The following is a 481-nucleotide window of genomic DNA, read 5'->3' on the forward strand; positions in this document are numbered from 1 at the left end:
CGCGAAGTCGCGCATTCGGCGGAGCAGGCGGTTTGCGACGCGCGGCGTCCCGCGGGCGCAGGACGCCAGAAGCTCAGCCGCGTCGCCGGCGACCGATACGCGCAGAATCGCGGCGGAACGGCGGATAATCTCCGCAAGGGCGTCCTCTCCGTAAAAGCCGAAGCGCTGCACTATCCCGAAGCGGCTGATGAGCGGGCTGGACACCATGCCGGCTTTCGTCGTCGCGCCCGCCAGCGTGAAGCGCGGAAGGGGGATTCGCATCGTGCGCGCACTCACGCCCTGCCCGATAACCCAGTCAAGCTCGTAGTCCTCCATAGCGATATAGAGCATTTCTTCCAGCGCGGGCTTGAGCCGGTGGATTTCGTCTATGAAGAACACGGCGTTTTCGCTGAGGGTGGAGAGGATTCCCGCAAGGTCTTTCGGCTTGTCGAGCGCGGGCGCGCTCGTTACCTTGAACTCCGCGCCGAGTTCCCGCGCGACG

1 protein-coding gene is annotated in these 481 nt (G+C 65.3%); it reads right to left on the minus strand.

The window, feature by feature from the left end:
• Window positions 1-481, minus strand: a 481-nt coding sequence (locus tag AWU74_RS08055; protein WP_162505088.1) for an AAA family ATPase, incomplete at both ends; no start/stop codon positions are given.

The organism is Treponema endosymbiont of Eucomonympha sp. (assembly GCF_001028545.1).